Source organism: Geomonas diazotrophica (assembly GCF_019063885.1).
GTDB classification, from domain to species: Bacteria; Desulfobacterota; Desulfuromonadia; order Geobacterales; family Geobacteraceae; genus Geomonas; species Geomonas diazotrophica.
The window spans coordinates 4349349-4370681 of sequence record NZ_CP077684.1; the positions used below are offsets into that span (position 1 = coordinate 4349349).

General features: G+C 64.9%; 17 protein-coding genes. 13 read left to right on the top strand and 4 right to left on the bottom strand.

Annotation, left to right across the window (positions count from 1 at the left end; translation table 11 throughout):
* The first annotated feature begins 1 nt into the window (after position 1).
* On the top strand, positions 2-1054 hold the full coding sequence (locus KP003_RS19260; RefSeq protein WP_217300161.1) for a class I SAM-dependent methyltransferase: 1053 nt from the start codon (positions 2-4) through the stop codon (positions 1052-1054).
* Positions 1055-1243: 189 nt separating this feature from the next.
* On the opposite strand, the gene KP003_RS19265 is transcribed toward KP003_RS19260, so the two are convergent.
* Positions 1244-2224, bottom strand: coding sequence for a beta-ketoacyl-ACP synthase III (locus KP003_RS19265; protein WP_216789728.1), 981 nt, complete (start codon positions 2222-2224; stop codon positions 1244-1246).
* Positions 2225-2300: 76 nt separating this feature from the next.
* Entirely contained in the window at positions 2301-2612 is a 312-nt protein-coding gene (locus tag KP003_RS19270; RefSeq protein ID WP_216500090.1) for a hypothetical protein, read from the bottom strand.
* Positions 2613-2680: 68 nt separating this feature from the next.
* Between KP003_RS19270 and KP003_RS19275 the strand changes: the two genes are divergently transcribed.
* Positions 2681-3274, top strand: coding sequence for a HEAT repeat domain-containing protein (locus tag KP003_RS19275; RefSeq protein ID WP_236027042.1), 594 nt, complete (start codon positions 2681-2683; stop codon positions 3272-3274).
* Between the two features lie 6 nt (positions 3275-3280).
* Here the strand turns inward: KP003_RS19275 and KP003_RS19280 are convergent, their stop codons facing one another.
* The gene (locus tag KP003_RS19280) at positions 3281-4021 is read right to left on the bottom strand and encodes an HD-GYP domain-containing protein (RefSeq protein WP_239027574.1); all 741 of its coding nucleotides are present in this window, start codon (positions 4019-4021) and stop codon (positions 3281-3283) included.
* Positions 4022-4197: 176 nt separating this feature from the next.
* Between KP003_RS19280 and radA the strand changes: the two genes are divergently transcribed.
* The 11 genes from radA to KP003_RS19335 all read left to right on the top strand — a co-directional run bounded on the left by radA (position 4198) and on the right by KP003_RS19335 (position 18834).
* Positions 4198-5559, top strand: coding sequence for a DNA repair protein RadA (gene radA, locus KP003_RS19285; RefSeq protein WP_216500091.1), 1362 nt, complete (start codon positions 4198-4200; stop codon positions 5557-5559).
* A gap of 128 nt (positions 5560-5687) precedes the next feature.
* Complete coding sequence (dksA, locus tag KP003_RS19290) at positions 5688-6044, top strand: RNA polymerase-binding protein DksA (protein WP_216500092.1); 357 nt, start codon at positions 5688-5690, stop codon at positions 6042-6044.
* A gap of 38 nt (positions 6045-6082) precedes the next feature.
* Positions 6083-8386, top strand: a complete 2304-nt coding sequence (locus KP003_RS19295; RefSeq protein WP_216500093.1) for a GAF domain-containing sensor histidine kinase — start codon at positions 6083-6085, stop codon at positions 8384-8386.
* 289 nt (positions 8387-8675) lie between these two features.
* Complete coding sequence (locus KP003_RS19300; RefSeq protein ID WP_216500094.1) at positions 8676-9329, top strand: flavodoxin family protein; 654 nt, start codon at positions 8676-8678, stop codon at positions 9327-9329.
* 165 nt (positions 9330-9494) lie between these two features.
* Positions 9495-9923 carry a bacteriohemerythrin gene (locus tag KP003_RS19305; protein ID WP_216500095.1) on the top strand — a complete coding sequence of 143 codons (429 nt, stop codon included), beginning with the start codon at positions 9495-9497 and terminating at the stop codon, positions 9921-9923.
* Between the two features lie 294 nt (positions 9924-10217).
* On the top strand, positions 10218-13028 hold the full coding sequence (locus tag KP003_RS19310; protein ID WP_217300163.1) for a response regulator: 2811 nt from the start codon (positions 10218-10220) through the stop codon (positions 13026-13028).
* A gap of 11 nt (positions 13029-13039) precedes the next feature.
* Positions 13040-13411, top strand: a complete 372-nt coding sequence (locus KP003_RS19315) for a response regulator (protein WP_216500097.1) — start codon at positions 13040-13042, stop codon at positions 13409-13411.
* Between the two features lie 5 nt (positions 13412-13416).
* Positions 13417-15600, top strand: a complete 2184-nt coding sequence (locus KP003_RS19320; protein WP_236027043.1) for a putative bifunctional diguanylate cyclase/phosphodiesterase — start codon at positions 13417-13419, stop codon at positions 15598-15600.
* 125 nt (positions 15601-15725) lie between these two features.
* Complete coding sequence (tpx, locus tag KP003_RS19325) at positions 15726-16229, top strand: thiol peroxidase (RefSeq protein ID WP_216500098.1); 504 nt, start codon at positions 15726-15728, stop codon at positions 16227-16229.
* Positions 16230-16379: 150 nt separating this feature from the next.
* Entirely contained in the window at positions 16380-17384 is a 1005-nt protein-coding gene (locus KP003_RS19330; protein ID WP_216500099.1) for an AI-2E family transporter, read from the top strand.
* Between the two features lie 46 nt (positions 17385-17430).
* Positions 17431-18834 carry a glutaredoxin family protein gene (locus tag KP003_RS19335; RefSeq protein ID WP_217300164.1) on the top strand — a complete coding sequence of 468 codons (1404 nt, stop codon included), beginning with the start codon at positions 17431-17433 and terminating at the stop codon, positions 18832-18834.
* On the opposite strand, the gene KP003_RS19340 is transcribed toward KP003_RS19335, so the two are convergent.
* Positions 18824-21331: an ATP-binding protein gene (locus KP003_RS19340; protein WP_217300165.1), complete on the bottom strand. Its 2508-nt coding sequence runs from the start codon at positions 21329-21331 to the stop codon at positions 18824-18826. The two genes, KP003_RS19335 and KP003_RS19340, sit on opposite strands and share 11 nt — an antisense overlap.
* Positions 21332-21333 lie beyond the last annotated feature (2 nt).

Below are 21333 nucleotides of genomic sequence, written 5' to 3' on the forward strand. Positions count from 1 at the left end.
GATGCAGCTTTCCTTCGTCCCCACCATCGACGGCGCCGAGACCCGGCTGCGGCTGGAGCGGCTCCTGGTCCCCGGCTCCCTGCTCGACCCGGCGCTCGAACGGCGCATCGCGCGGCTGGGAGGCGCCTTTGAGAGCTACGCCGCCGGCTATCCTCTCCCTCTTTGGGCTCCAGGTCTCGCCGTCAGCAACGAGATGCGCGGGCTTACCGAGGCCCTGTTCCCCCTGGAACAGCCCCGCGCGGTGTTCGAGATGGTTCTGCGTCGCGGCTGCCGCTTCTCCCCTCTCCTTTCCGCAAGCTACCTGCACGGCTCCGCGAGCTGGATCGACCTGCTGCAGAAGCTCTGGCCGCTCCTCCCCTGCGCCGATCCGGCACCGGTGTTGCGCCGACTGGCCGAGGACGAGGCCGAGCGAACCGCCTTTCTCTTCGCCCTCATGCTCCCCCAGCATTTTGGCGGCGGCTTCGACCGCTATCCGGTCCAGACCCATTGGCTTTCGCTGTGGCTTCGCGCCAACGCGGGGCGCTTCCCCCACGGCATCAGGGTGCTCGATGCCGCCTGCGGCAGCGGCGAAGGGACCTACCAGGCGGCGCAGGTGCTCGCGGATGCCGGTTTCGGCGCCGGGAGTTCGGTGCACGGCTCGACGCTGGAGCCGATCGAACTCTTCGCCGCGGCGCACATGTATTTCCCGCACGCCGCCGAGCGGGAGCGCGATTACCGCGGCCGGGTCGGCTCTCTTCTCTGCCATCCGGCTGCACCGGCCTTGGAATTCTACCTGGACCGCGTCGACGCCCCTTTGCAGCGCGCCCCCTACGACCTGGTCCTGTGCAACGGCCTTCTGGGGGGTCCTCTCCTGCACGACCCCGTAGAGCTTGCGGCCGCCTTCGCGGGGCTCGCCGCCCGTCTCGCCCCGGGCGGGCTTCTGGTCGCCGCTGACCGCTTCCACGCCGGTTGGCGTCAGCGGGTCCCCAACGAGGAGCTGGTCGACCGGATGCGGGCCTGCCGGCTCACGCCGCTCGAAATTCCCGAGGGAATAGCAGGGATCAAGGCGTCCTAGCCGTCCCCGCACCGGGGCTTCTGTAGTCAAGGACCGCCGTTTTCTGCGCCCTCACCCCGCCCCTCTCCCCGATGGAGAGGGAGGTGTGCGCCGCTTGAGCAAAAAAGAAGGGGACGGCACCAAACGGCCCGTCCCCTTCGCATCATTGGTTCTGCTCAACCTCAACCTCAACCTCAACCTTAACCTGCCTCAGGCCCTCAGCAGCACCCCTCCCCAGGAAAGTCCGCCGCCAAAGCCCATCATCAGCACCAGGTCCCCCGACTTGATCACGCCGTTTCTCCGGTTCTCGTCCAGGGCAAGCCCCACCGAGCCCGCCGCCGTGTTGCCGTAACGGTCCAGGTTCAGCAGGAACTTCTCCTTGGGTATCCCGGTCTTCTTGGAGATGAAGTCGATGATGCGCACGTTGGCCTGGTGCGGGATGATATGGTCGATCTCCTCGGGCTTCACGCCGCCGCGCTCGGCCAGGTCCGAGATGATGCGGGGGATGACGTCGGTGGCAAAGCTGAACACGCTTTTGCCTGCCATCTTGAAGGTGTTTTCCTTGGCCGCGATGCTCTCGGCGCTGATCGGCTTCCTCGACCCCGAGGAGGGGACCTGGATCAGTTCCCAGCCGTTACCGTCACTCTGCATCACGGAGTGCTGGATCCCCTTCCCCGAGAGCCCCGCTCCCAGGATCAGCGCACCGGCGCCGTCGCCGAAGAGCGGCGCGGTGGTCTTGTCATCCATATCGAGGATCTTCGAATAGGTGTCCGCCCCAATCAGGAGCACCTTGCGGTACTTCCCGGAACGGATCAGGTTGTCCGCCAGTTCGACGCCGTAGATGAAGCTGCTGCAAACCGCGTTCATGTCGAAGGCGAAGGCCTTGGCGGCACCGATGTTCTTCTGCACCATGCAGGCGGTGGCGGGAAGGATCATGTCGGGGGTGGAGGTGGCGACGATGATGCAGTCGAGTTCGAGGGGGTCGACATCGCCGTTTTCGAGGGCGAGGAGGGCGGCGTTGGTGGCGAGATCTGAAGTCGCCTCCTCCGCTGCCGCGAAGCGTCTTTCACGGATGCCGGTCCGGGAGTGGATCCACTGGTCCGCGTCATCCACCAGGTAGTCGAAGTGAGCGTTGGGGACGACCCGCGCCGGAACGTAGCCGCCGGTCCCCAGGATTTCCGCACGTATCATGTAGAGAGCGCCTCCCTTGCTTCCCGCTTGGACCGCCGGGAAACGCTACCCTTATCTCACAATAAAATAACGTTTGTCAATTGTCTCCTTTATAAAATACGGCATCAACCACCCCATAGGCCCAGACGATCATGAATCCGCCCAAAAGCCATTTTACGTAAGGGGCATCCACCTGGATCGCCGCCAGCACCTGTTCGGGGGTGAGTCCCTGCTGCCCGGCCGCGATCAGCTTCCCTGCGCTTCGCAGCCCGACGAACAGCCCCCCGAGCAGAAAGATGTTATCGAGCAGGAGCATCACCCCTCCCTTGACCCGGCTCCCCCGGTACAGCTGCCCAAGCCCGGGGAGCACCAGAGCGGAAAGTGCGATGCATTTGATCCTGTTTGCCATCCATGTCTCCTTATACGCCCGCCGCTAGGTGGGGATTGATTGAATTGTGTTGTGCAGCGGGCCGAATTTTGTTAGTTATCATCGCTATGGACCATGCCGAACGCATCAAAAGGCGCGACGCCATCATCCCGCTTTTAAAGGACCCGGAGCCTGAGGTGCGTCTGGCGGCCTCGATCGCGCTGGAGGCGCTGGAGGCGGCTGAGAGCCTGGAGGAGGTCTTCGACCGCCTGAAGCGCGGAGACCGCGCCACCAAGGTGGCCGCCATCTACGCCCTCGGACGGATCGGCGACGACAAGGTGCTGCCGATCCTCTACTACTGCGCGGGGAGGCCGGAAGAGGACATCCGTTGCGCGGCGGTCAAGGTCCTGGGAGAGCTGGCCCGTCCCGATGCGCTCCCCACGCTGCTGGAGAAACTGCAGGATCCCGCCGTGACCGTGCGCGCCCTCGCCATAGAGGCGCTGTCGCGCTACCGCAACCCCTCCGTGGCAGCCAAGCTCACCCCGTTTTTGGAGGCCAATGACGGCATCCTCGATGCCGAGGCGGCACTCGCCCTGGGGCGGATGGGGGCGGCCTCGCTCTCAGACGCTATGATCAAGCTCCTCTCCTCACCCTTCGACAAGACCCGCGCCGCCGCCGCTACGGCCCTGGCGCAGCTCCCCTGATTCAGTTCAATCCCCCCCGTCCGTCAGTTCCAGGAACCCTTCCACGATGCTGCCGTCCAACACCGTGCCGCGCGCCCTCCTGAGCGCCTCGACCGCCTCGTGCCGTAACATCGGCCGCTGGTAGGCCCTCGTCGTCGTGGTCGCGTCGTAGAAGTCCGCCACCGCGACGATGGCGCACGGTATCCCGAGGCAGAGGGTGCGCGCCGACTCCGGGTAGCCGGTCCTGTCGAAGCGCACGTGGTGCCCGAGCACCGCCTCGATCACGCTTGGCGGCACACCCGTCATCCCGCGCACGATCTCCGCGCCGTACTCGGGGTGTTTCTGCATCTCCAGCACCTCGTCACCGGAAAGCTTGCCCGGCTTGTCCAGGATGCAGAGGTCGACCCTGGTCTTGCCGATGTCGTGGAGAAACCCGGCCACCCCGCACTCGGCCACCTGTTCCCCGTCATGCCCCAAGGACGCCGCCAGCGCCAGGGCCAGTACGCCCACGCTCACGCTGTGCTGGAAGGTGTAGCCGTCATCTTCACGGGTCGGGGTCAGCTGCAACAGGGACGCCGGATCCGTCAAGGCGGCTCGCGCCAGGGCGCGCACCCGGTCCATGAGAGGCTCGGCAGCCGGGATCACCCCCTTGCCGATCTCCTCGAAGACCTCCCTCAGCGCACCGACGGTTTCGAGACAGAGCCCGGACAACCGCTCCATCTCACCGGGGGAGAGTGACTTTTCTCTTTTATTGTCGGCAGACGCCACCGGGCCTCCTGGATCGGGCAAACCGTTAAAAGGAAGCAGTGATTTTATCTTAGCCGGGGAAACCTTGTCAAACTGAATGGAGGTCGGAGCCCACATGCGCGCCGGAGTTGACACTGTTTGCCAAAAAGCTTAGGATTACGTAGTTTTTCAGCCGCCATCGGCGGGGTTGGGGGGGTATGGCAAAGGTAAAGGTTAAGACCGGGTACGTCTGCTCCGACTGCGGCGCGACCTATCCCAAATGGCAGGGGCACTGCAGCGCATGCGACGCCTGGAGCACCATCAAGGAGGTGCGCCTGGGTGCCGAGCCCCGTGCCGGCCGGCGCGACGGTTTCGCCGGGGCCACCTCGGCGGTCACGCTGCTCGGCGAGGTCAGCTGTACCGAGGAGGCCCGCTTTTCCAGCGGCAGCGAGGAGTTCGACCGGGTGCTTGGAGGGGGCTTCGTCCCCGGTTCGGTGATCCTGATCGGCGGCGACCCCGGCGCCGGAAAGAGCACGATATTGCTGCAGACCATGTGCCACGCGGCGTCCAGCAAGGAGGTGCTCTACGTCTCCGGCGAGGAGTCCCTGCAGCAGATCGCCGGGCGGGCCCGCAGGCTGCAGTTGCCGCTGGACCGGGTCAAGATGCTGGCCGAGAGCTCGGTTGAGCGGGTCCTTGAGGCGGCCGAGAGCGAGCGACCCGAGGTGGTGGTGATCGACTCGATCCAGGTGATGCAGTCCGCCGGGATCGATGCGGCGCCGGGGGGGGTATCCCAGGTCCGCGAGTCCGCCGCCGCCTTCACCTGCTACGCGAAGACCTCCGGCGTGGTCCTCATCATGGTCGGGCACGTCACCAAGGACCAGTCGCTTGCGGGCCCCATGACCCTGTCCCACATGGTCGACACCCAGGTGATGCTTTCCTCCACCGAGGATGCCCGCTACCGGCTCATGCGGACCACCAAGAACCGGTTCGGGCCGGTGAACGAGCTGGGGGTGTTCGCCATGACCGAGCGTGGCCTGCGCGAGGTGAAGAACCCCTCCGCCATCTTCCTCTCCCGCACCGAGAACGCGGCGCCGGGGAGCCTGATCAGCGTGCTCTGGGAAGGGACCCGGCCGCTCCTGGTCGAGATACAGTCGCTGGTAGTTTCGGCCCAGTACGGCTCGCCGCGCCGGCTCGGCATCGGCCTGGACCAGAACCGCATCGCCATGATCCTCGCCGTGATCACCAAGCACGGCGGTCTGGTCCTCTCCGACCAGGACGTCTTCGTCAACGTGGTGGGAGGGATCCGGGTGCTGGAGACCAGCGCGGACCTCGCCGTGGCCCTGGCCATCGTCTCCAGCTTCAGGAACTCGGTGCTCCCCCAGGACCTGCTGGTTTTCGGGGAGGTGGGGCTCTCCGGGGAGATCCGGCCGGTCTCCAACGGAGAATCGAGACTCAAGGAAGGGGTGAAACATGGCTTTACCCGCGCCATCGTCCCCAAGGGGAACGCACCCAAGAAGGAGATCGCGGGGATGAAGGTCGTCGGGGTCAATTCCCTGGCCGAAGCCCTCGACGCCATATAGCGCCGTTTTGGGTGCCTGAGCAACTGGCTCTGCGTTTTCGGCATCTTTTCGTTAAGAGGAAAATTTCACTTTACTAATTTACAAAAATCCTCTTTAATGTCGTATTGATTAGAAAGGGTAGGTGTGTCATGAATCCGGAAAAGCTCGAGTACTTCAGAGGTATCCTGCAGGAAGAGAAACGATCGCTCCTGGAAGAAGCTGGCCGAACCGTCATGGAGATGAACTCCGACACGACCAACTTCCCGGACCCGACCGACCGTGCCACACAGGAATCGGACCGCACCTTCGAACTGCGCATCCGGGACCGCGAGCGCAAACTGATCAACAAGATACAGGAAGCGCTGAACCGCATCGATCAGGGCACCTTCGGCATCTGCGAGGTGTGCGAAGAGGACATCAGTGAAGCGCGCCTGAAGGCCCGCCCGGTGACCACCCTCTGCATCGACTGCAAGATGGAGCAGGAAAAGAAAGAAAGGTTCCGCTAGATCTCCCATCCCACGAGTTTTCGTCCTTCGGAGTGCGCATGGCTGCCCGGAAGGGAAATAACCTCCTGGAGCAAGCGTTACGCGTTGCCCAGTCTTCCGGCCGCTCGCACCAGGGCCGGCTCCGCGGGCTGCTTCGCCTGGCCGCCCGCACCCCCGGCATTGCCTCCGCCGCCCTGTTTCTCCCCGATTCTACAGAGCCCGCTCTCACCGTATGTTTCAGCTCGCTGCTCTCCGGGGCCAGCCGCAGCTGCCTGATCCCCTACGGGCAGGGTTGCGCCGGCCGTGCCGCCGCCGAACTGCGCGACGTTTACGGCACCTCCGTCGACCTGCACCCGGAAGAGCGCGGCAGCGGCGAGGCGGGCCAGTTCGCAGCCATCCCGATCCTGGACGGCACCGGGCTGGCCGCCATCCTTGCCCTCGCCTGTCCCGATCCCGAGCTTCCCGCGGAGAGCCTGGCGCTTTGCCGGCAGTTGGTCCCCATCTTCTCACTCACCCTGTCCGGCCTCGCCGTGGAGCAGGAGGCCCACAAGGCCCGTCGCAACCTGTCGCTGCTCTCCTCGCTCGGCCAGTTGCTTTCGGCACCCACCCCGGCAGCCATCCTGCTGCCGCAGGTCGTCAAGCTCTGCACCGCCTCGGGGCTCGCGGGTTGCGCCGTGATCCGCCTCAGCCCCAAAGGGCGCAACCGGAACAGGGTGTACAAAGGGTGCCACAGCAGCGCCAGGAGGGAGCTGACGGCGTTGCTCGAGTTCGAACAGAGGTTCTCCGCGCGCGCCCTTGCCGCCGGCGCCACTCGCACCGACAAGCTCCCCCTACCCGGGGCGTGCCGTTATGCCCTCTGCGCTCCGCTTAGCTGCAACGGGCAGCATCTCGGCGCGCTCTCCCTGTTCGGCGGCGGCGAACTGTTGGCGCCGGAACAGGCGGAACTGGCCGAGACCGTGGCGCGCCTGGTCGCCGGTGCGCTCACCGAGGCGATCTGCGAAGAGCGGGTGGCGAGCTTTGACACCGAGAACGAGAAAAAGCTGAAGGAACTCTCCCTCCTGTACCGGCTGAGCAACACCATGCTCTCCACCATCAAGCTGAACAAGCTGATCCACCTGACGCTCACCGCCCTCACCTCCGGCCCGACCCCCTTCTTCGACCGCGCCATGCTGTTTCTGGCCAACGAGCGATCAGGCTCCCTGGTCGGGATGTTGGGGGTCACCTCGGAGAACGCCCCTCCCCTTTCCATGCCGCAGGGGGGAGGCGACGACCTCCTCTCCAGCCGCTGGGACATCACGGAGGACGAGATGGCGGCCCAACGGGAGTCCGAGTTCTCGCGGCAGGTGCAGGGAAAGAGGCTCGAACTGGACCCGACCCTGAACATCGCGTCGCAGGCCGTCCTCGAAAGGCGGCTGATCTACATCCCCGAGGAGACCGGGATCGGCTCCGACGCGTCCGCGGTATCGCGCACCGCGCTCGCCGCGTCCCCCCTGATCGCCCACGGCCAGACGGTCGGGGTGGTGCTGGTCGACAACGCGCTCACACTCTCCCCGATCACCCAGGAGCACCTGCGCTTTTTGCAGCTTTTCACCAACCAGGCCGGCATGGCGATCGAGAACTCGATGCTCTACAACAAGGTCGAGGATGCACACCGCCAGCTGAGCGAGGCCCAGGAGAGCCTGCTCCAGAAGGAGCGGTTGGCCACCATCGGCGAGATGGCCGCGGGCATCGCGCACGAACTGAAGGGGCCGTTGGTGTCGATCGGCGGTTTCGCCGGACGTCTGGCGCGCAAGCTCCCCCCCGAGAGCAGCGAGTGGGCCAGCGCCGACCTGATCGTGCGCGAAGTCATACGCCTGGAAGGGATCCTCTCCGAGATCCTGCTCTTCTCGAAGAAGACCACCATCTGCTACACCCGCTGCAACGTCGTGGACATCGTCAAGGAAACCCTCGTCATGGCCGCGTCGACCATCGAGGAGAAGCAGATCGGCATCAATACCAAGTTCCCGCGTCAGCGCCAGGTCCTGCTGGGGGACTGCCAGCAGTTGAAGCAGGTGTTCATCAACATCATCCAGAATTCACTCGAGGCCATGCCCCCCGGCGGGCAGCTCTCGATCCAGGTGCACCCAAGCGAGCTCGATGGCAAGGATGCCATCTCGGTCAAGATCGTCGATACCGGCGGCGGGATCCCCCTCGAGCAGTTGAACAACATCTTCACGCCCTTTTTCACCACCAAGGAGAGCGGCACCGGCTTGGGGCTTCCCATCGCCAACCGGATCATCACCAACCACGGCGGCAAGATCCAGGTGACCAACCACCCCGGCCTCGGCGCCGAGTTCCGCATCGTCCTGCCCAAGCACTGGTAGCGCGTCGGATCCCTCCCCATCCCGATCATCTCCACCAAAAGAGTCCGGCTTACAGGTTACTGTGCGACCCCTTTTCCGTCCGCACCGGCCGACTTCCTTCAGGAGTGACCTCCCCGGCAGTAACGAAGGCGGGTGAGATCGCAGGCCTGGAGCCGAGGCTTCACGGTTTCTGCGCGGGTACTATGGCACTAAAAGGTTCGTACTATCCACCGCGGCCCCGTTGGTCTATGCTGCCGAAAATCTCGCTGCCGCGACGGTTGCACGGCAGATCAATACCAGGAGGATCCCCATGAAGGTTATCGGAATCAATGGCAGTCCCAGGAAAAAATGGAATACCGCCCAGGTGCTGCAAAAGGCGCTGGACGGCGCGGCGTCCGCAGGGGCGGACACGGAACTGATCCATCTCTACGATGTCGACTTCAAAGGATGCACGAGCTGCTTCGCCTGCAAGCTCAAGGGGGGTAAGAGCTACGGGAAGTGCGCCATGAAGGACGGCCTCACGCCCATCCTCGAGAAGATCGCCCAGGCCGATGGGCTGGTGCTCGGCTCCCCGGTCTACTTCGGCCGGGCGACGGGGGAAATGTGCTCTTTCCTGGAAAGACTCCTGTTCCAGTACTTCGTCTATGCACAGCCGCCGGCATCGCTGTTCGAGAGAAAGATCCGAACCGCGTTCATCTACACCATGAACATCCAGGCAGATCTCATGAAGGAGATCAACTACGCGGTGCACATGGGCGGGAACGAGAACTACCTGGGGAGGATCTTCGGCGCGTGTGAAACGCTCTGCTGTAACGAGACGCTCCAGTTCGACGACTACGGCAAATACGTCTTCGACTATTTCGACCCGGAGCAGCGGCGGCAAAGGCACAGCGTCCTCTTCCCGGAAAACTGCCGGAAGGCCTTCGAGCTGGGCCGGCGGCTGATCGACCAGCCGGTTTCCTAAGGCATCGGCATTCACAACGAGAGCAAGAGGCACCTGCAGTTACGCTGCAGGTGCCTTTTTAGTACTGCGAACCGTAATGGGACTTTTAGCAGGTCGCACTTCTTCAAGTTTCGATTCGCACCTCCCGATAGGAACCGTATGCAGCTTGAAACAGGGAGGGTCAACATGCCTATCGTTACTTGGAATGGAAGTCTGGCGGTCGGACACGAGATGATCGACCAACATCATGAACACCTGGTGGAACTGCTCAACAAGACTTACGACGAGTTCTGTGACGGGAAATCCAAACAGGGCCTCGAAACCGTGCTGGATGAGCTTGTCGATTACGCGACCTACCACTTCGCCCAAGAAGAGTTGCTGATGAATAAAGTAGCCTTTCCCGCAAGCGAAGAACACCTGACGGAACACGCCTTCTTCATAAGAAGAATCGGCGAGATCCAGAAGGATTTCCTGGCAGGCACCAGCGCCATCTCCCTGGAAATCATCACCTTCCTTAAAGACTGGCTGGTCAGGCACATCTCTCAGAAGGACTACGAGCTGGGTGCCTACGCCTCGGCTCACGAGGGTAAGCCGGTTGTCATCGACCTCGGCTGAAGCCGAAAGCGCGGCTGCACTGAGCCCCCCTGAGGCGGGGAAGGGACCACGGTCCGCATCCCGACCCCGCTTCTGCTTCGGCCCGCCTTCCCCCGCGGTTCCCACTCCCCTCCGGGGCTCTGCACTCCCTCTGCCTCCACAAGAAGCCCCTCCGGTACCAGGACTTGCGGGAAATGGTTCAAGTTCTCAGGTTCTTTTCCGATACAGTTGCACAAGCAGCATGAGCCTGAACAGGCAGACGCGTTTGTTGCAGCGAAGGTGACCAGAACGGTCGTCTTGTGGTGGGTAGAAACCATGCGGAAATTGATCGGTCGACTGCCGATTCGCAAAAAACTGATGTTGATCCTGCTGATCGCCAGCGGGTTCACGCTGGCCCTCGCCTCGCTCACCTTCGTGGTCGGGACCTTCGTCTGGTCCCGCATCGGGATGCACCAGGAACTCTCCACCCTCGCCTCCATCGTCGGACACAACAGCTCAGCGGCTGTCGCTTTCGGGGACAAGAAGGACGCCCAGCGCACGCTGCAGTTTCTCGAAAACAAGAAGTACATCCTGGAGGCGTACATCCTTGCGGAGGACTGGCAGCCTTTCGCCTCCTATCAGGCGGCGGGGGTCGCGCCACAGGCCAAGTCCGGCAAAGCCCTGGCCCTGGAAGCGGCACGGGGGGACCTCTGGGACCTCGACGGTGACATGGTGGTGAGCTCGAAGATCACCATCGAGGGGCAGCAGCTGGGGACCGTGGTGATCCGTGCCGATTACCGTCAACTCAACTCCCAGCTCTTCGGGGTGCTGGGTGGGGCCTTCCTGGTGATGCTGGGGAGCCTTTTCTGTTCCTATTTCGTTTCCCTACGGTTGCAGGGGGTGGTCTCGGCGCCCATCGTGCTGCTTGCCCGCACCATGGAAGGGGTATCCCGGGATCAGGATTATGCGGTCCGGGTAGAGAAGAGCGGTGACGACGAATTGGGCGCACTCATGGATGGGTTCAACGAGATGCTGGGACAGATCCAGGCCCGGGACCGCGAACTCGCCAGCTACCGCGACCAGCTCGAGCAGAAGGTGGCGCAGCGCACCCAGGAACTGGAGTTGACCGTGGCCGAACTGCAGCGGGCCATGGAGGCGGCACAGACGGCGAGCCGCGCCAAGAGCCAGTTCCTGGCCAACATGAGCCACGAAATCCGCACGCCCATGAACGGCATGCTGGGGATGACCGAACTCCTGATGGCCACCAGGCTGGACGAGCAGCAAAATCGTTTCGTCTCATCGGTGCGCCGCTCCGGCGAGGCGCTCCTCAGCATCATCAACGACATCCTGGACTTCTCCAAGATCGAAGCCGGCAAACTGGAGCTGGAAGAGAGCGCCTTCAACCTGCAGGACACGGTAGCCGACGTGGTCGAGCTCCTCGCCGAGACGGCGCACCGCAAGGGGCTCGAGATCATCGCGCTGGTGGAAAACGACGTCCCGCCGGTGCTGGTGGGGGACCAGGTGCGGGTGCACCAGATCCTGATGAACCTGGTGGGTAACGCGGTGAAGTTCACCGACCGGGGCGAGGTGGTGATCCGGGGTACGCTCAAGGAGGAGCGCGGCAAGGAGGTCGTGGTGCAGCTCGAGGTCGCGGACACCGGCATCGGCATCTCTTCCGAGGTGAAGGAGCGGATCTTCGAGGGGTTCTCGCAGGCGGACAACTCGACCACCCGCAAGTACGGCGGCACCGGCCTGGGACTCACCATCGCCCGTCAACTGGTGGAACTCATGGGGGGGGAGATCGGCCTGGAGAGCGAGGTCGGCGTGGGCTCCACCTTCCGGTTCACCCTCAGGCTGCGCCGGGAAGGGCCGCGGCGCGGCCCCGCCACCGACCGGGTCGCCCTCGCAGGCTACCGTGCGATCATCGTGGACGACAACTCGACCAACCTGAGCATCATGCACCACGAGCTGCACGCCTGGGGCATCAGCGCCGACATGGCGGACAACGGGGGGACTGCTCTTGACCTGATGCGGCAGGCGGCCCGGGACTGGGCGCCGTACGACCTGGCCTTACTGGACATGCAGATGCCGGAGATGAACGGCATCGACCTCGCCCGCGCCATCAAGGCGGACCCTGCGCTGGCCCCGACCCGGCTCCTCATGGTGACCTCCGTGGGACAGTTCGGCGATCAGGACGAGGCGATCAAGGCCGGCATCGGGTGCTACATCAGCAAGCCGGTGCGCCAGTCCCGACTCTACAACGCGATCGTGGACCTTCTGGGGGTGGGGATGAGCCGTGCGGTGCAGCCGCAAGCCGACGCGGAACAGGGGCCCGCGCCGGCGCTCTCTGCGGAGGTGCTCCTGGTGGAGGACAACCCGGTGAACCAGGACGTGGCAACCGCCATGCTGGAGGCGTCCGGCTGCCGGGTCAGCGTCGCCAACAACGGCATGGAAGCCCTGGACTCCATGGCCCGGCGCGACTTCGACCTCGTCTTCATGGATTGCCAGATGCCGATCATGGACGGCTACGCCGCCACCCGCGCCGTCCGGGAGCGGGAAAGAAGCGCGCCGCAAGAAAAGCGGCGCACCATCATCGCCCTGACCGCCCACGCCATGCGCGGCGACCGCGAGCAGTGCTTCGCCGCCGGCATGGACGACTATCTGACCAAGCCCTTCACGCAGGCCCAACTGGTCGCCGTGCTGCAGCGCTGGCTCCCCCCGGCGGCTCCCTCCGCCGAAGACGCGATGGAACCAAGCGATGCAGCGGCTGCGGTTGACGCCGGCGGCGACATCGACCCGGCGGTACTGGACGAGATCCGCGCGCTGCAGCTCCCCGGCAAGCCGGACCTGCTGGCCAAGGTGGTGGGCTCCTTCATGAAGTCCAGCCCGCTTCTGGTGGCCTCGATGCGGGAGGGGCTGGCCGGAGGGGACCCGCAGGGGGTGCGCCAGGCCGCGCACACGCTGAAATCGAGCAGCGCCTCGCTGGGGTGCCTGGGGCTCTCCGATACCTGCCGGCAACTGGAGCTCCTGACCGTCGAGGGGATCCTGGAGGGGGCCGAGCCGTTAGTGCGGCGGATCGAGGCGCAGCACCGGAAGGCGGTGGAGTACCTGGCCGCACTGCCGGAGCTCGCCCCGGTCCCCGAGTAAAGGAGTTGACCATGGGAAAGCAGAGAATCCTGGTGATCGACGATGACGAGACCGTCACCACCTTGTTGCAGGGGATCCTGGAGTGGGCGGGCTACGAGGTCCGCATGGCCTGCAACGCCGCCGAGGCTAACCGGTATCTCTGGGAAGGGGCGCAGCCCGCCCTGATCATCCTGGACGTGATGATGCCCTTTCTCTCCGGCGAGAAGGTGGCCGAGATCTACAGGGCCAACGAGGCGACCCGGGACATCCCCATCCTCTACGTCTCCGGCAAACCCGAAGCAGAGCTGCAGGCGCTCGTGGAGCGGACCGGGGCCGGCGGCTACCTGCACAAACCCTTCGCTGCCGCCAAGGTGGTGGCCGCCGTGCAGGGGCTGCTGGGATAACGAACATGGAGGAGATGACTGCGGAAATGGAAGCCTACCTGAACGACGAGGAAGACGAACTGCGCCCCGAGCTGGTGCTGGTTGCCGACGACGACGAGATGATGCGCGATCTGGCCGTGGCGGCCCTGGAGCAGGCAGGCTTCTTCGTCGCCTTGGCAGAAAACGGTGCGGTGGCGCTGGAGCAGTTCCGCCAGTTGCAGCCCGACATCGTTTTGCTCGACGTGATGATGCCGGAGATGGACGGCTTCTCGACCTGCCGCGCCCTGCGCGCCCTCCCCGCCGGAGGGGACGTCCCGATCCTCATGATGACCGGCCTGGACGACACTCGGGCCATCGAGCAGGCCTATCACGCCGGGGCCACCGACTTCATCACCAAGCCGATCCACTGGGCCATCCTGCGGCACAGGGTCCGCTACATGCTCCGCTCCAGCAAGGCCATGCGCGACCTCAGGGTGAGCGAGGCGCGCCTGAGCAACGCCCACCGCATCGCCCACATGGGGAGCTGGGAATGGGATATCCTCAACGACAAGTTCTACTGGTCCCAGGAGATCTCCAACATCTTCACCGTCGACCCGGTCGGTTTCGACTCCTCCTACCCTGCCTTTCTCAACACGATCCACCCCCTGGACAAGGAGCTCTTCAACAAGGCCTTCGAGGATGCCTGCGCCTACCAGCGGCCGATCAGCCTGGACCACCAGATCCTGCTCCCACGCGGCGACGAGCGCTACTGCCACACCGAGGGGGAGGTCGGCACCGACGAGAGCGGCCGGGTGGTGCGCATCTCCGGCACCATCCAGGACATCACCGAGAGGAAGCGGATCGAGGACCAGGTCCGCTCCCTTGCCTACTACGACAGCATCACCGGCCTTCCCAACCGGGTCCTCTTCGGCGAGCTTCTGGAGCGCGCCCTCACCTTCGCGCGCCGCTACCGCAAGAAGGTGGCGATACTCTTCCTCGACCTGGACCGCTTCAAGGAGATCAACGACACCCTGGGGCACGCCGTGGGGGACGACCTGCTCAGGGAAGTGTCCGAACGCCTGAAGCGCTGCATCCGCGGCTATGATTCCGTCTGGCAGGGGATCGGGGGGGCGGCGGACGGCAACCCGGTGGCCCGGTTGGGTGGCGACGAGTTCACGGTCATCATGGAGGATATCCAGGACAGCAAGGGGGTGATCGCGGCCTCGCAGCGGATCCTGCAGCTCCTCTCGGACCCCTTCCTCCTGGACGACGTGGAGATCTGCGTCACGGCAAGCATCGGCATCAGCATCTACCCGGACGACGGCGAGGACGCCATGACCCTGGTGAAGAACGCCGACACCGCCATGTACCACGCCAAGAAAGAGGGGCGCAACAACGCCCAGTTCTTCATGCAGGCCCTCAACGACGCGGCATGCGAGCGGCTGCTCCTGGAGCGGCAGCTCAGAAAGGCCCTGGCCAACGAGGAATTCGTGCTCTACTACCAGCCGCAGATCGATGCCGGCAAGGGGAGGATCGTGGGGCTGGAGGCGCTGATCCGCTGGCAGAGCCCGGAACTCGGCTTCGTCCCCCCCGCCAGCTTCATCCCCTTCGCCGAGGAGAGCGGGCAGATCATGCTGATCGACGAATGGGTGGTGCATGCGGTCTGCCGCCAGATCGCCGCCTGGAGCGCCCAGGGGATCACCCCCCCGAGGGTGGCGGTGAACCTTTCCGGATGCCATTTCCTCAAGAAAAGCCTGGTGGAGATGGTGGGCGAGTGCCTGCAGAACTTCGGCCTGGAGGGGCGTCACCTGGAGGTGGAACTGACCGAAGGGGTGATCATGCGCGACGTGGAGCAGGCCACGGCCACGCTCGCCGAGCTCAAGGGGATGGGGGTCACCGTCTCCATCGACGACTTCGGCACCGGCTATTCCTCACTCAGCTACCTAAGGCGCTTCCCCATCGACACGCTGAAGATCGACCGCTCCTTCATAACCGGCGTGACCAAGGACGCCGACGGCGCGGCCATCGCCACCGCCATCATCTCCATGGCCACCAGCATGAGGCTCGAGATCGTCGCCGAGGGGGTGGAGACCGCCGAGCAGATGACCTTCCTTTTGGACCACGGCTGCGCCGTAATGCAGGGGTACCTCTTCTGCCGCCCGGTCCCCCCGGAGGAGTTGACCCCCTTCCTGGTCGACGGGCTTCCCATGCCGGAGCGAACGGGAGGCTGACCGTCCCCGCAGGAGGGCTCGTGCCGGTTTCCCCGGCCAAAGGGAGCGACCCGCGTCCGCAGCAGTTGCAATCCGCGCAAAATGTCTTACCCTTTCCCGAGAATTCAACCTGTGCAGGAGGAACTATGCCTAAAGTTACTTTCAAGGGAAACCCGGTGACACTGGTGGGGCCGGAACTGAAGGTGGGGGATGCCGCTCCCAATTTCGCCGTGGTGGACAACTCTCTCAACCAGGTCACCCTGGCGAACTATGAGGGAAAGGTGAAGATCGTCAGCGCCGTTCCTTCACTGGACACGCCGGTCTGTGACACGGAGACCAGGCGCTTCAACCAGGAGGCGGCGGGGCTGCCGGGGAGCGTGGTGGTCCTGACCGTCAGCGCCGACCTCCCCTTCGCCCAGAAGAGGTGGTGCGGAGCCGCCGGCATCGACAAGGTGGTCACCCTCTCCGACTACCGCGACCGCTCCTTCGCCCTGGCCTACGGGGTGCTGATCGAGGAACTGAAGCTCCTGGCACGCGCCATCTTCGTGATCGACCAGAAGAACGTGATCCGCTATATCCAGTTCGTCCCCGAGGTGACCCAGGAACCGGACTACGCGGCGGTGCTCGCGGCGGCCAAGGAACTTGGCTAGTCCCGGCACCGGCAGCAATCAAGGAAGGCGCCCGCGGCCAAGCCGCAGGCGCCTTTTTTTGCCCCTGCTACGCCCCCTCGCCTTTCAGTCCACGGCGGTAATCATTCATTTTTCTGGACGGACGCATGAGTTGATAGTAAAAGGATGGTCATGGAAACCAGAACGGTCCCCACTACCCTGATGGTAAGCTACGCGCTGGCGGTGCTCGCCGTCTTCACGGTGCTGCACTTCCACCTGCTGCCGGCGGTCTTCGCCGGCCTCGCGGTGTACGCGCTGACCGCGAAGCTGGCGCTGAAGCTCCCGGTGCGCTGGGGGAGCCTGGCCCAGAAGTTGGCGTTGGCGGGGATCATCCTGTTCGTGATCGGGCTCGTTTCCGGGATCTGCCTGGGGCTTTGGTCCTTTCTGCGCGGGCATCACGGCATGTCCAACCTCCTCGGGACCGCCGCGGAGACCCTGGACAACCTGAAGCGGAACCTCCCCGAGGACCTCACCGCCCTCCTCCCGGACACGGTGGACGAGTTGCGCGAGCAAATCGTCACCATGCTGCGCGAGCACGGCAAGAACATCTCGTCCGTCGGCATGAGCGGGGTGAAGACCTTTGCCCACCTGGTCCTGGGCATGGTGGTGGGGAGCCTGGCAGTCCTGCACCGCTTCAACAAGGAGGAGGGGTTCCCTCCGCTGGCCGCCCACCTGCACAACCGGCTGCTGAACCTCGCCAGCGCCTTCGACAAGGTGGTCTTCGCCCAGGTGAAGATATCGCTTTTGAACACCGCCCTGACCGCGCTCTACCTGGCGGTGATCCTTCCCCTGTGCGGGATCCACCTCCCGATGGTGACGCTATTGATCCTGCTCACCTTCATCGCCGGGCTCCTCCCGGTGGTGGGGAACCTGATCTCCAACTTCACCATCGTGCTGATCAGCCTCGGGGTCTCCCCGATGGTCGGTCTCGCCTCGCTCGCCTTCCTGGTGCTGATCCACAAGCTGGAGTACTTCACCAACGCCAGGATCGTCGGGAGCGAGGTGAAGGCAAACGTCTGGGAGCTCCTCACGGCGATGCTCGTCATGGAAGCGATCTTCGGCGTTGCCGGCCTCGTCGCCGCCCCCGTGGTCTACGCCTGGCTCAAGCAGGAACTGAAGGCCCACCGGCTGGTCTGAGCCGCACCTCCTGGCCAAAGGGCGCGTCCGTAGTATCATTTCCCGCATGGCCGCGAACGTTAAGACAAAACGGTGTGTCGCTCCAGGCTCCGGCTCCCGCACCGGGGGGGCGCCGCACCGGACCCTCCCCAGCACCCCGACCTGGCACCGTTTCCCACTCCTCAGCTGGCGTTTCCCACTCCTCAGCTGGCGTTTCCCACTCCTCAGCTGGCACATAGGCTCCTTCCTGCTCCTCGTCCTCTTCTGCATCCCCTGCGATTGCCGCCCGGCCGGAGCCTCCTCCGGCGCCACCCTCTACTACTTCTGGGGGGAGGGGTGCCCGCATTGCGCCCAGGCGAAGCCGTTCCTGCAGGAGCTGCAGCGCAAGCATCCGGAGCTCAAGGTGGAAACGCGGGAGGTGCTCAAGCACCGCGAGAACATCCCGCTTCTCATGCGGATGGCGAAGGAGAGGGGGCGGGAGGCGACCGGCGTCCCGGTCTTCATCATCGGCCCGCACTATTTCAGCGGATTCTCCGAACAGACCCCGGCACAGCTGGAAAACGCGGTCAGGGAGTCGCTGCAGCACCCGTCACGCCCTCCCCTCCCTCCCCGGGTCGCCGAGCGCGTCACCGTCCCGGTGGTGGGAGAGCTCGACCCTCGGCAATCACTTCCCGTCTTCACCTTCGTGATCGCCGCGCTGGACAGCTTCAACCCGTGCGCCTTCTTCGTGCTCTTCTTCCTCTTGAGCCTCCTGATCCACGCCCGATCGCGGCGCCGCATGCTCCTCATCGGAGGGGTCTTCGTCTTCGTCTCGGGGGTATTGTACTTCCTGTTCCTGGCGGCCTGGCTGAACCTGTTCCTGGTGGCCGGGACGCTCCCCGCCGTCACCACGGCCGCGGGTGTCCTGGCACTCCTCATCGGCCTCATCAACGTGAAGGACTTCTTCCTGTTCCGGCAGGGGGTGACCCTCAGCATCCCGGAGGGGAAAAAGCCCAGGCTCTTCGCCCGGATGAGACTCCTTCTGAAGGCGGAGTCGCTCCCGTCGCTTCTGGCGGGAACCGGCGTCCTCGCCGTCGCCGCCAACAGCTACGAGCTGCTCTGCACCGCCGGCTTCCCCATGGTCTTCACCCGCGCGCTCACGCTGCACCGGCTCACGGCAACAGGCTATTATTCCTACCTCGCCCTCTACTGCCTGGTATACGTGGTGCCGCTGGCGGCGATCGTGCTGCTCTTTACGGTTACCCTGGGTGGCAGGAAGCTGAGCGAATGGCAGGGGCGGGTGCTGAAGCTGGTTTCGGGGCTGATGATGCTTGGGCTCGCGGGGGTGCTGCTGGTGAGGCCGGCCCTGCTGAGCGACCCGGCCGTCTCCGGTTTGCTGCTCGCGGCAACCCTGGCGCTGGCGGGAGTGCTCGCCCTCTGCTTCCGGCGGGCCCGCCAGGACGGCGGGGGGGACGGGGGGACTACGCCGTAGCGAAGCTCCCGGTAAGGGCGGCCTTGATCTTTTCGTCGAGGCTCGCCATGTCGAAGGGTTTCTGGATGAAGTTGACCCGGCTGCGGTCCACCCCCTTGTCCAGCAGGGTTTCCGGGGCGTAGCCGGACATGTAGATGACCTTCAGGTCCGGGCGCAGGGCGAGGATGGTCTCCACGGCGTCCTTGCCGCTCGCCCCCGGCAGCATCACGTCCGAGAGTACCAGGTCGATCCGGTGCTCCGACCGGCACAGCTCCAGCGCCTGCATCGCATTTCCCGCCAGCAGCACCCGGTACCCCATGTGCTCCAGCATCTTCACGGTCATCCTCCCCACGATTTCGTCGTCCTCGACCACCAGCACCGTCCCGGTCCCCCCCCCGGCGGGAACCGGCTTCGCCTCCTGCACCCGGTACTGATGGCGGGGAAGGCAGACCTTGAAGGTGGTCCCCACGCCGCGCTCGCTCTCCACGGTCACAAAGCCGCCGTTCTGGGTCACCATGCCGTACACGGTGGCAAGCCCCAGGCCGTTCCCCTGCCCCACCTCGCGCGTCGTGAAGAAAGGTTCAAAGATGTGCCGGCAGGTCTCGCCGTCCATGCCGTGCCCGGAATCGGAGATGGTGATCTCCAGGTACTCCCCCGGTGCCGCGTCGATGTTGGTGCTGCAGAGCTCCTCACCGACCGTGATGTTGCCCGTGCCGATGACCAGGTCCCCCCCGCCGGGCATGGCGGCGCCGGCGTTGCTGACGATGTTCGAGACGATCTCTTCCAGTTGGGCCGGGTCTATCTTCACCGGCCACGGCTCGCGGCAAAGCTTCAGGGAGACCCGCGTCTCCCGCCCGGCCAGGAGCGAAACCTTGCGCGCCAGCTCCCCCAGCGCCTGGTTCACGTCGATCATTTTCGGGGAGATGAGCTGCTGCCGCGAGAAGGAGAGGAGCTGCGCGGTGAGGTCCCGGGAGCGCTGCGCCGCCTTGCAGATCTCCTTGAGCGTGTCCGCGATCCGCCTGTTGCCTTGGTACTCCATCTCCAGCATCTCGGCGTAGCCGATGATGACCGACAGCATGTTGTTGAACTCGTGTGCCACCCCACCCGCCAGGCGCCCCACCGATTCCATCTTGATCGACTGTCTGAGTTTGTCCTCCAAAAGCTTCTGCTTGGTGATGTCGTTGATGATCATGCCGCAGTAGCCCGGCCTGGGACGGAACAGCCAGACCTGACAGCACTTGCCGTTGAAGAAGTACCGCTCCAGGGCCAGCGGCGTCCCCTCGCGGGCCAACAGCCCCAGGCTCTCCAGCTGGGAAGATTCGAAATTCGGGAGCAGCTCAAGCATGGTCCGCCCGACCAGGTCCTCCTCGTTCCTGCCGGTGAAGGCCTCGAAGGCGGGATTGACCTCCACGAAGCGGAAGTCGGCCGGGGTCCCCATCGGCCCCAGGAGCATCTTCAACAGGGCGAAGCCGTTGCCCATGTTCTCAAAGAGCAGCCGGTACTTGTCCTCGCTCTCCTTGATGCTGTGTGAGACGGTGCGGGCGGAAACGATGGCCATGGCGCAGACGTTGGCGGCGCTGGCGGCGAGGTTCAGGTACCTCTGCAGGTGCTGGGGCAGGGCGAAGTGGCCGCTCCAGAGCCAACCCACCAGGCCGTTGTGGCTCAGGCGCACCAGGAAGCCTGCGGCATCGGCCGCCACCTCGAAACTCCCCTGCACCTCGGTGGCGAGCTTGCGCAGTGTCCGGTCTTGCGTGACCGCCTCGCCGTGGCGGTAGAGCGGCCCCCCGTTGCCCGGGATGAAGGCCGTCTCCCTGGCCCCGAACAGCATCCCGAAGACGGAGAGGAGTTCCTCGATCACGCGCTGCTCGCCGCTGCAGCTGGACACCCGGGAGAGCAGATCGAGCAAAAGCGCGTAATCGGAGGCCGGCGCAGGCGCGGCATCTGCCGCTACCTGCCGCTCCAGTTCGCCGTGCGCCCTTTCCAGCTGCAGGCTCAGAAGCTCCAAACCGACCGGGACGGACTCCACCGGCCGCTGCACGAAAGCGCCGAACTCCTGGAGCAAACCCGCGCTCTCCGGGCAACTCCCGGTGTCGACCAGGGTGATCCTGGCGCAGCTTTCGGCGAAGAAGTCGGCTCCGGTACTCTGGTCGAACCCCCACCCCTCCACGAAGGAGCGCCAGCCGGCGAGCCACCCCGGAGTCACCAGGTACCCCCCCCCGCCGGTCAGCCTGTCGAAGGCATAGTCGCCGCAGACAAGCGCCGCGCAGTGGCGTTTTTTCACGAGACGGGTCCGGAGCAGGTCGTCAGGGGGGGCGCCCAGGTGCCCCAGGCATTCGCCGCCGACCACGATGGCGGGGGAGCCGCCGCACAGCCGGCGCAGATCGTCCCAGGAAACCGGGGGGCGGCCGCAGCAGCCGGTGAAGGTGGTGCACTCCGCCCCCGCCAGGGAGCCGCCGGAAAGGGCGCCCCTGACCTCGGGCCCGAGGGCCTCGCAGCAGTAGATGCGCGGGGTGGCCATGA

What these genes read in the sequence shown, in the direction of transcription:
- KP003_RS19260 (WP_217300161.1), top strand. Translation starts at nt 2, where the DNA reads ATGCAGCTTTCCTTCGTCCCCACCATCGACGGCGCCGAGACCCGGCTG.
- KP003_RS19265 (WP_216789728.1), bottom strand. Translation starts at nt 2,224, where the DNA reads ATGATACGTGCGGAAATCCTGGGGACCGGCGGCTACGTTCCGGCGCGG.
- KP003_RS19270 (WP_216500090.1), bottom strand. Translation starts at nt 2,612, where the DNA reads ATGGCAAACAGGATCAAATGCATCGCACTTTCCGCTCTGGTGCTCCCC.
- radA (WP_216500091.1), top strand. Translation starts at nt 4,198, where the DNA reads ATGGCAAAGGTAAAGGTTAAGACCGGGTACGTCTGCTCCGACTGCGGC.
- dksA (WP_216500092.1), top strand. Translation starts at nt 5,688, where the DNA reads ATGAATCCGGAAAAGCTCGAGTACTTCAGAGGTATCCTGCAGGAAGAG.
- KP003_RS19295 (WP_216500093.1), top strand. Translation starts at nt 6,083, where the DNA reads ATGGCTGCCCGGAAGGGAAATAACCTCCTGGAGCAAGCGTTACGCGTT.
- KP003_RS19300 (WP_216500094.1), top strand. Translation starts at nt 8,676, where the DNA reads ATGAAGGTTATCGGAATCAATGGCAGTCCCAGGAAAAAATGGAATACC.
- KP003_RS19305 (WP_216500095.1), top strand. Translation starts at nt 9,495, where the DNA reads ATGCCTATCGTTACTTGGAATGGAAGTCTGGCGGTCGGACACGAGATG.
- KP003_RS19310 (WP_217300163.1), top strand. Translation starts at nt 10,218, where the DNA reads ATGCGGAAATTGATCGGTCGACTGCCGATTCGCAAAAAACTGATGTTG.
- KP003_RS19315 (WP_216500097.1), top strand. Translation starts at nt 13,040, where the DNA reads ATGGGAAAGCAGAGAATCCTGGTGATCGACGATGACGAGACCGTCACC.
- KP003_RS19320 (WP_236027043.1), top strand. Translation starts at nt 13,417, where the DNA reads ATGGAGGAGATGACTGCGGAAATGGAAGCCTACCTGAACGACGAGGAA.
- tpx (WP_216500098.1), top strand. Translation starts at nt 15,726, where the DNA reads ATGCCTAAAGTTACTTTCAAGGGAAACCCGGTGACACTGGTGGGGCCG.
- KP003_RS19330 (WP_216500099.1), top strand. Translation starts at nt 16,380, where the DNA reads ATGGAAACCAGAACGGTCCCCACTACCCTGATGGTAAGCTACGCGCTG.
- KP003_RS19335 (WP_217300164.1), top strand. Translation starts at nt 17,431, where the DNA reads ATGGCCGCGAACGTTAAGACAAAACGGTGTGTCGCTCCAGGCTCCGGC.
- KP003_RS19340 (WP_217300165.1), bottom strand. Translation starts at nt 21,331, where the DNA reads ATGGCCACCCCGCGCATCTACTGCTGCGAGGCCCTCGGGCCCGAGGTC.